The organism is Pseudomonas sp. GW821-FHT04C07, from assembly GCF_059420325.1.
Genome location: NZ_JBWKTM010000009.1, coordinates 246,985 through 255,802 on the forward strand (window position 1 = coordinate 246,985; position 8,818 = coordinate 255,802).

Genomic DNA, 8,818 nt, shown 5'->3' on the forward strand with positions numbered 1-8,818 from the left:
TTTAAGAGAAGTTGTCTTCCTTTAACTGCATCCGATCAGGTATTGCTGACGTTTTACCGTTTTGCGCCGCTCCCGGGTTGGCGCCGGCCAACGTTTTCACCACCGAGCACACCTGATCCCGGAACACGCTCTGCGAGTCTTTTTATGAATAAACGTCCTTTGTATTTCGACTACGCCGCTACCACGCCGGTGGATGAGCGGGTGATCCAGGTGATGATCGACTGTCTGGGGTTCAGCGGTAACTTCGGTAACCCGGCCTCCAGCTCCCATGTCTTCGGCCAACAGGCTCGACAAACAGTTGAGCACGCTCGCCGACAGGTGGCTGAGCTGGTCGGCGCAGAGCCTTCGCAGATCGTCTGGACCTCCGGCGCCACTGAATCGAACAACCTCGCTCTCAAGGGCGTCGCCCAGGCTCGCGGTGTTGCGGGTGGGCATATCATTACCAGTCAAATCGAACACAAGGCGATTCTCGATACGGCCAGGCAGTTGCAGGATGCCGGCGTCGCCGTGACCTATCTGGTGCCGGATGCCGAAGGTCTGATCACCGCGCAGGCGGTCAGTGAAGCGATGCGCGAGGACACCTTTCTGGTGTCGCTGATGCTGGTCAATAACGAACTCGGCACCGTCAACGACATCCCGGCCATCGGCCAGGTGGTGCGTGAACGAGGCGCGTTGTTTCACGTCGATGCCGCCCAAGGCGCTGGCAAAGTGGCGATCGATCTGGCCGAGTGGCCGGTGGATCTGATGTCGTTCTCCGCACACAAGATCTACGGCCCCAAGGGCATTGGTGCGCTATACGTCGGCCCGCGTGCTCAGCAACGTTTGCAGGCGCAGATCCATGGTGGCGGGCACGAAGGCGGTTTGCGTTCCGGGACCCTGGCGACTCATCAGATCGCAGCCATGGGCGCGGCGTTTGCCCTTGCGGCAGAGTTCTTCGACGAAGAGGCTGCAACCATTGTGCGCTTGCGTGAGCGGTTGCTGGCGCAACTCGGCAGTCTTCCTGGATTGCAGCTCAACGGCAGCGCGACCCAGCGCATTCCCCATACCTTGAGCCTGACGTTCAACGAGGGCGAGTTCAATCCGGCGGCGTTAAGTGCTTTGATTGCTTTTTCGGCGACCTCGGCCTGCAACTCGGCGAGTAACGCGCCGTCCCACGTATTACTTGCGTTGGGACATGACGCGTGGGCGGCGAGTCGCACGATCCGTCTGAGCCTCGGGCGCTTCACCACCGAGCAGGATGTCGATCAAGCGGCACAATTGATTAAAGCTTCATTCGCCAGTGCACCGGCGTTCTGGGCAGCTGCCCAGCCATAAGGGCTGATCCGCATCTGCACCCAATAATAATGATGAGTGATTAGCAGGAGACACAATGAGCACGCAGTCTTTGACCAACGGAGTGGTTTCCCGGCGCCTGGCGCAAACACGCGAGCTGATGAGCCGGGAGGGCATCCACGCCCTGCTGGTGCCGTCGGCCGATCCACATCTGTCGGAATATTTGCCGGGCTATTGGCAGGGACGGCAATGGTTGTCGGGTTTTCATGGTTCGGTCGGCACGCTGATCGTGACCGCGGATTTCGCCGGCGTCTGGGCTGACAGCCGTTATTGGGAGCAGGCGACCAAGGAGCTCAAGGGCAGCGGCATCGAGTTGGTGAAACTCCAGCCTGGGCAACCAGGCCCGCTGGACTGGCTCGCTGAGCAAACGCCCGAAGGTGGCGTGGTGGCCGTCGATGGCGCGGTCATGGCGCTGGCTTCGGCGCGTAGTCTGGGCAGTAAACTCCAGGAGCGTGGCGCTCGGCTGCGCACTGATATCGATGTGTTGAACGAAGTCTGGCAAGACCGTCCAGCGCTGCCGAATCAGCCGATCTATCAACACTTGCCGCCTCAGGCCACCATAAGCCGTGGCGAGAAACTCGCCAGGCTGCGCCAGAGCTTGAAGGAGCGCGGTGCCGATTGGCATTTCATCGCGACCCTCGATGACATTGCCTGGCTGTTCAACCTGCGTGGCGCTGACGTGTCGTTCAACCCGGTGTTCGTTTCGTTCGCATTGATCGGGCAGCAGCAGGCGACACTGTTTGTGGCGCTGAGCAAAGTCGATGCGCAACTGCGCGCGATCCTCGAACAGGATGGCGTGACCTTGCGCGATTACAGCGAAGTCGCCGCGGCATTGAGCGCAGTACCGAGCGGCGCGAGCCTGCAGGTCGATCCTGCGCGGGTGACGGCGGGTCTGCTGGATAACCTGGGCAGCGGTGTAAAACTGATCGAAGGGCTGAACCCGACCACCTTGGCCAAATCGCAAAAAAGCCTCGCCGATGCCGAGCATATTCGTCAGGCCATGGAGCAGGACGGCGCGGCACTCTGTGAGTTTTTCACCTGGCTGGACACTGCGTTGGGTAGCGAGCGGATTACCGAACTGACCATCGATGAGCACCTGACGGCAGCGCGTACCCGTCGTCCGGGCTATGTCTCGTTGAGCTTCAACACTATCGCGGCGTTCAATGCGAATGGCGCGATGCCGCACTACCACGCCACCGAAGAAGAGCACGCGCTGATCGAAGGCGATGGTTTGCTGCTGATCGACTCCGGCGGTCAGTACCTGGGCGGCACCACCGACATTACCCGCATGGTGCCGGTCGGTACGCCGACTCAAGAGCAGAAGCGTGACTGCACGCGGGTGCTCAAAGGCGTGATCGCGTTGTCCCGGGCGCAATTCCCACGGGGCATTCTGTCGCCGCTGCTGGACTCCATCGCCCGTGCGCCGATTTGGGCCGAGGGTGTCGATTACGGTCACGGCACCGGTCATGGTGTCGGTTACTTCCTCAACGTCCATGAAGGTCCGCAGGTGATTGCCTACCAGGCGGCGCCGGCACCACAAACGGCGATGCAGCCGGGAATGATCACCTCAATAGAACCGGGCACGTATCGTCCTGGCCGCTGGGGTGTGCGGATCGAGAACCTGGTGTTGAATCGTGAAGCGGGCAGCACCGAGTTCGGTGAGTTCCTCAAGTTCGAAACCCTGACCCTGTGCCCGATCGATACCCGTTGCCTGGAGCCGGCGTTGCTGACTCAAGACGAGAAAGAGTGGTTCAACGGCTATCACGCGCAAGTGCGTGAGCGTTTGAGTCCGCTGCTTGAAGGCGCCGCTCTGGAGTGGCTGAACACCCGAACGGCGGCTATTTAAGTCAGCTCAGCGTCATCAGCCCTGGGGCGGTGGCGCAAGCTCAGGCGCGTGAGCCAGCGCCTCGGTCATATAGTCGATGAATGCATTGACCCTGGCGGATTGGCGACGATTCGCCGGGGACACGGCATAAATTGGCAGCGACTGTGGGCTGTAGTCCTGCAGAATCGCCACTACCCGACCGGCTCGTAAATCCTCACTGAACAACCACACGGGCGACAGCGCAATACCTAGCCCTGCGAGCACCATTTCGCGTATCGCCTCCGAGCTATTACTTTGGGCATTGCCCTTGATCCGCACGTTGTGGCGTTCTCCATTCTTCTTGTAAATCCATTGGTTCTGGCTACTCAGCAAGTTGAACAGCAGACAGTTGTGCTGGCTCAGTTCTTCGGGCGTGAGTGGCAGGCCCTGGCGGGCGAGATAGTCAGGGCTGGCAACCGTCACACGGTAGGTGGTACCGACCTTGCGGGCGATAAGGCCGCTATCGTTCAGTTCGCCGATCCGGAAGGTGACGTCCAGGCCCTCGCTGACCAGATCCTGATTGTGGTCGTTGAGTTGCAGGTCAATTTGCACCTGTGGATAACTCGCCAGAAAGCCCGGCAGGCGCGAGGCAATCTGCAAACGCCCGAAACTGACGGATGAGCCGACCCGCAAGTTGCCGGCCACGGTTTCCCGGCCCGACTGAAAGCTGTGTTGCGCGGCGTCCACCGCGGCGAGGATTTGCCGACATTGCGTGTAGTAACGCTGACCTTCATCGGTCAGCGACAGTTGCCGGGTGCTACGGGAAATCAGTTTGCCGCCCAGCTCGATCTCCAGCGCTCTCAGCACTTTGCTGATGGTGGGTTGGCTGGTCTGCAATTCCCGGGCGACAGCGGAAAAACTGCCGCGCTCCACCACTCGAACAAAAATCGCCATTGCATTGAGCTTGTCCATGGGTGTTCTCATTCATGCCAAATGGGCATGCTCACTATAGCTATATAACGTCTTATCGGTATGAGTCGGGTGGTGGATGATCAACTCAACTTCCCTGACATGAGATCGCGAAAATGACTGACATACGTGAGATGAATGCTCTGATTGTCGATTCGGCTAATGCGCCTTTTCGCTTGGCTGTTTTAAACGTCCCCGAACCAGAAGCGGGCCAGGTATTGGTCAGGATTGCAGCCAGCGGGGTCAATCCGCTGGACGCAAAGATACGTGCGGGACAAGCAGCCCACGCACGTCAACCTTTGCCTGCGGTGCTGGGTATGGACCTGGCAGGAACCGTTGAAGCGCTGGGTGCCGGCGTAAGCGGATGGCAGATCGGCGATGAGGTTTATGCCATGGCGACCGGTATCGCGGGTTTGCAAGGTTCTCTGGCCGAATTCGCCGTCGTCGATGCGCAATTGTTGGCGCTCAAACCGCGCAATTTGAGTATGCGTGAAGCAGCGGCGCTGCCCTTGGTGCTGATTACCGCATGGGAAGGGTTGGTGGATCGCGCTCACGTACGAGCAGGGCAGTCGGTGTTGATTCACGGTGGCGCGGGAGGCGTCGGACATATTGCAGTGCAGCTCGCTCAAGCCTTCGGTGCCGATGTGTTTGCCACTGGTTCAGCCAGGCAGCGGGGCATTATCGAAGGTTTTGGAGCGACCTTTATCGACTATCGGCAAAGCCCGGTTGAACACTATGTAGAGGAGCACACGGCAGGCGAGGGGTTCGATATCGTTTACGACACGGTGGGCGGTGAAACGCTGGATGCGTCGTTCAAGGCTGTGCGCAATTATTACGGTCATGTGCTGAGCTGCCTCGGTTGGGGGCAACACAGCCTTGCGCCATTGTCCTTTCGGGGCGCGACTTATTCTGGAGTGTTCACGTTATTGCCGTTGCTGACGGGCAAGGGCCGTGATCATCACGGGCAAATTCTTGCTCAAGCGACTCGGTTGATCGAAGCCGGCAAGCTGACTCCTTTGCTCGATCCTCGGCAGTTCGGTTTGCAAACCGCCGAAGCCGCCTATGACCTGCTTGTTGCGGGGCAAGCGCAGGGGCGGCTGGTCATCGAGATTTAGCTCAAGGCTTCGAGGACAAAGTCCAGACGGTCCTGGCCGAAGAACAGCTGGTTATCGACAAACATGCTCGGCGCGCCGAACACGCCACGTTGCAACGCCTGTTCGGTTTTGTCCTTTAGGGCGGCTTTGATCTCCTCATCGTTGGTCAGCGCCAGGATTTCGGTCGGGTCAAAGCCCTTCTCCGTCAACACCGCAGCGACTATCGCAAGGTCATTGAGGTTGCGCTTATCAACCCACAATGCGCGGAAAAGACAGTCGATAAAATCGAGGAAACGTTCCGGATGACGCAGTTGCATGCCGGTGACTGCGCGCATCAGTAAAAGGGTGTTGACCGGAAAGTGTGGATTGAAATTGAGCGCAACCTGATAGCGTTTGGCGTAACGCTCCAGATCGTCAAGCATGTAGCGCCCTTTGGCTGGAATGCTGATGGGGGAGGCGTTGCCGGTGGCTTTGAATACACCGCCCAGCAGCATGGGTTGATAGATAAGCTGGCTGCCGGTTAGGGCGCAGATTTTTGGTAATTGGGTATAGGCCAGGTAAGTGCTGGGGCTGCCGAGGTCGAAGAAGAACTCTACGGTTTTACTCATGGTGGGTGCTCTCTGATTATTGTTATAGGGGAGGGCTTACCAGCGTTCGCTCCATGGTCGTAGATCCAGCTCGAAGGTCCAGGCATCTCGCGGCTGACTGTGCAGGTACCAATAGTTCTCGGCAATGTGTTCCGGATTAAGGATGCCGTCTTGATCCTTGAGCGCGTACTTCTGCGGGAAGCTGTCGCGAATAAAGTCCGTATCAATGGCACCGTCGACGACGATATGAGCGACATGGATGTTCATAGGACCCAGTTCGCGGGCCATGCTTTGGGCCAATGCGCGAATTCCATGTTTGGCGCCGGCAAACGCGGCGAAACCGGCAGCTCCACGCATCCCGGCTGTCGCACCGGTGAACAGGATAGTGCCCCGTTGGCGGGTGGCCATGCGTTTGGCGACTTCACGAGCGTTCAGGAATCCCGAGAAGCAGGCCATTTCCCATATCTTGAAATACTTGCGCGCGGTTTCTTCAAGGATGCTGCACGGTACATTGGCGCCGATGTTGAAGACGAAGGCTTCGATCGGGCCGATCTGGCTCTCGATCTGTTCGACCAGCGCAATCACGTCCTCTTCTTTGCGTGCATCGCAGGCGAAGCCATGTGCCTGGCCCCCTGCTGCCTGGATAGCATCGACCAAGGGTTGCAACTTGTCAGCGCTACGCCGAGTGACGCAGGCGATAAATCCCTCCTGGGCAAAACGCTTGGCTATTGCGCCACCGGTGGCATCGCCTGCGCCGACCACCAATACGACTTTGTTGTTATTTATGGTTGTAGTCATGGGTATCGCCTTTTTAGTAAACGATCGTTAGCTAAACGAACGTTATGCTACGATCTCAAATGCGTCAAGGTGATAGATTCATAGGGGGAACGATGCGTTATTCAGCCAGCCACAAGCAGGAAACCAGAGAGCGATTGCTGGAAAGCAGTGCTGTGTCGGCCAAGAAAGAAGGTTTTTCCACGGTCGGCGTCGACGGTTTGATGAAAGCGATAGGGCTCAGCGGTGGGGCTTTCTACAGTCACTTTTCGTCAAAAGATGAGCTGTTCAGTTCGATTGTCGAGCGTGAGCTGAGCCAGAGTCTTGAGCGGTTAAGCGGGGATGGTGAGCAGAATCGGGCAAGGCTTGAATGTTGTCTCAAACATTATTTGAGCATGGCGCACGTTGAGCAGCCCGAAACAGGTTGTGCCTTGCCGGCGTTGGGAGCCGAAATCGCTCGCTCCGACATCGCTGTTCGGCAGCAGGCGGAGCAGTGGATTTGCCGATTGCAGGAATGCTGGGCCCGGACATTAGGCAGCGACTCTCTGGCGTGGGCGATATTGTCGCAATGCATTGGCGCGCTGGTTGTGGCGCGGATGCTGGTAAATCCCCGGATTCAACGCAAAGTCCTGGAGTCGAGTTACGCCGAGATCGGTCACCAGATCAGAAGACTGCACGTTGAATGAAGCGGTGTCAGCTTATTTACAGATGACTATCATGCTGCGGCTCGTATAGCCGGCGGGATTGAGGCCGAAGGGGTAGTCACCGGGGTCTTCTACAGCGTCGCCCGATTTGGCGATCACTTTGTAGCCCTTGGCGCCGCATGAATTGGCGGCACTGGTGTAACACTTGTCCCAGGAAGAGGACAGGCCAGAGCAGTTGATATGCAGTCCCGTCTTTCCGCGCTTTGTTTCGGTTTTTGAGGTCGCAGCACAGCCTGCAATGGCAAGTACGGCTAACAGTATCAAAACTCGTTTCATGCCCTTCCTTTTAGCTCGCTTCGGGTCTGGCACCCGAGTCTGGCTTTATCCGCTCTAGCGTGTCGCGTTGACGATGTCCCTATTCGAAAAATCCAAGGCTTACACAGAGTTACAGCCTAAACATGGCCTAATTGAGCGGTAAATGCCAGAGCTTCGTCAAATCCAGTTTCAATCGGCTGCGAGCAAGGGACTGGATTCGCGGCGCATAGTCATGGTGGCACCGACGGAGGCGAGGATGATGCAAGCAATGGCCAGCCATTGGGCCAGGGACAGGTATTCGTGAAGGAACAACAGCCCTGACAAGGCACCGAAAGCAGGTTCGATGCTCATCAAGGTGCCAAAGGTGCGAGCTGGCATTCTGGTGAGGGCCACCATCTCCAGGGTGTAGGGCAGGGCAGTAGAGAGAATGGCGACTCCAATGGCTATCGGGATCAAGGACGGAGTCAATAAGGCTGCTCCTGCATGGACGATGCCGATAGGCGCTACGAATAAAGCGGCAATCATTACACCCAGTGCGGCGGTTTGAACGCCGTTGTCTGCACCGGCCTTTTGGCCGAACAGGATATATAACGCCCAGCAGATACCCGCGCCAAGCGCATAACCAGCACCTATAAGGTCGATTCCGGCACTGGTGTCGCCCGCGGGGATCAGCAGTAGCAGGCCGATGACCGCCAAGCCGATCCACAGAAAGTCGATCGCCCGGCGTGACGCATATATAGCAACCGCCAGGGGGCCGGTGAACTCCAGGGCAACCGCAATTCCCAGAGGGACGCTTCTGAGTGACATATAGAAGAGGAAGTTCATGCCTCCAAGTGCCATCCCGTAGACGATTACCGTGCGCAAGGACCTGGCTGTGAGTTTGGCGCGCCAAGGGCGTAGCAGCAGCAACATGATGATGCTGGCAAAAATCAGGCGTAGCGTCGTAGTGCCTTGGGCTCCCACAACGGGGAACATGCTTTTGGCAAGAGAGGCACCGGATTGGATTGAAGCCATGGCAATAAGCAGCAGGCCGACCGGGAACAGAGTCGAGGCGAGGCTGCGGGGCTGGTCAGTCATTACGAGGCATCATCCGGAGTAGTAGAGACAGAAAGGTATATGCGCGGTACATGATGCTCAACTCATACGTCATGAGCAATATACTGCTCACACTGTTTGTGCGCCTCTTATATAAGCAGGGCTTTCGACGTTTTCGACCATTGTCGATAGATAATTTGAATTAACCCTTGACGGCAGAATCTGGAAGCCTATAATTCGCCCCACTTCCGGCGCAGTCGAAAC

The 8,818-nt window shown here is 57.7% G+C and carries 9 protein-coding genes; 4 read left to right on the top strand and 5 right to left on the bottom strand.

Annotated features, from left to right (window positions below; translation table 11 throughout):
- Positions 1-144: 144 nt before the first annotated feature.
- Positions 145-1,314 carry an aminotransferase class V-fold PLP-dependent enzyme gene (locus AC07UI_RS18440; protein ID WP_494993844.1) on the top strand — a complete coding sequence of 390 codons (1,170 nt, stop codon included), beginning with the start codon at positions 145-147 and terminating at the stop codon, positions 1,312-1,314.
- A 55-nt stretch (positions 1,315-1,369) separates the two neighbouring features.
- The gene (locus AC07UI_RS18445; RefSeq protein WP_494993845.1) at positions 1,370-3,178 is read left to right on the top strand and encodes an aminopeptidase P family protein; all 1,809 of its coding nucleotides are present in this window, start codon (positions 1,370-1,372) and stop codon (positions 3,176-3,178) included.
- 15 nt (positions 3,179-3,193) lie between these two features.
- Here AC07UI_RS18445 and AC07UI_RS18450 read toward each other — a convergent pair whose 3' ends face one another.
- Positions 3,194-4,108: a LysR family transcriptional regulator gene (locus tag AC07UI_RS18450; RefSeq protein WP_494993846.1), complete on the bottom strand. Its 915-nt coding sequence runs from the start codon at positions 4,106-4,108 to the stop codon at positions 3,194-3,196.
- A gap of 113 nt (positions 4,109-4,221) precedes the next feature.
- Between AC07UI_RS18450 and AC07UI_RS18455 the strand changes: the two genes are divergently transcribed.
- Positions 4,222-5,220, top strand: a complete 999-nt coding sequence (locus tag AC07UI_RS18455; RefSeq protein WP_494993847.1) for a zinc-dependent alcohol dehydrogenase family protein — start codon at positions 4,222-4,224, stop codon at positions 5,218-5,220.
- On the opposite strand, the gene AC07UI_RS18460 is transcribed toward AC07UI_RS18455, so the two are convergent.
- Together AC07UI_RS18460 and AC07UI_RS18465 are read right to left on the bottom strand one after the other, a co-directional pair.
- Complete coding sequence (locus tag AC07UI_RS18460; protein ID WP_494993848.1) at positions 5,217-5,807, bottom strand: 2-hydroxychromene-2-carboxylate isomerase; 591 nt, start codon at positions 5,805-5,807, stop codon at positions 5,217-5,219. The genes AC07UI_RS18455 and AC07UI_RS18460 overlap by 4 nt on opposite strands.
- A 36-nt stretch (positions 5,808-5,843) precedes the next feature.
- On the bottom strand, positions 5,844-6,584 hold the full coding sequence (locus AC07UI_RS18465; RefSeq protein WP_494993849.1) for an SDR family oxidoreductase: 741 nt from the start codon (positions 6,582-6,584) through the stop codon (positions 5,844-5,846).
- Positions 6,585-6,676: 92 nt separating this feature from the next.
- Here AC07UI_RS18465 and AC07UI_RS18470 point away from each other — a divergent pair, with 92 nt between their 5' ends.
- Entirely contained in the window at positions 6,677-7,246 is a 570-nt protein-coding gene (locus AC07UI_RS18470) for a TetR/AcrR family transcriptional regulator (RefSeq protein WP_494993850.1), read from the top strand.
- A 12-nt stretch (positions 7,247-7,258) separates the two neighbouring features.
- Here AC07UI_RS18470 and AC07UI_RS18475 read toward each other — a convergent pair whose 3' ends face one another.
- Together AC07UI_RS18475 and rhtA are read right to left on the bottom strand one after the other, a co-directional pair.
- Complete coding sequence (locus AC07UI_RS18475) at positions 7,259-7,540, bottom strand: hypothetical protein (RefSeq protein WP_494993851.1); 282 nt, start codon at positions 7,538-7,540, stop codon at positions 7,259-7,261.
- A gap of 168 nt (positions 7,541-7,708) precedes the next feature.
- A complete protein-coding gene (rhtA, locus tag AC07UI_RS18480; protein WP_494993852.1) occupies positions 7,709-8,596 on the bottom strand; it encodes a threonine/homoserine exporter RhtA in 888 nt (295 codons plus the stop codon).
- Positions 8,597-8,818 lie beyond the last annotated feature (222 nt).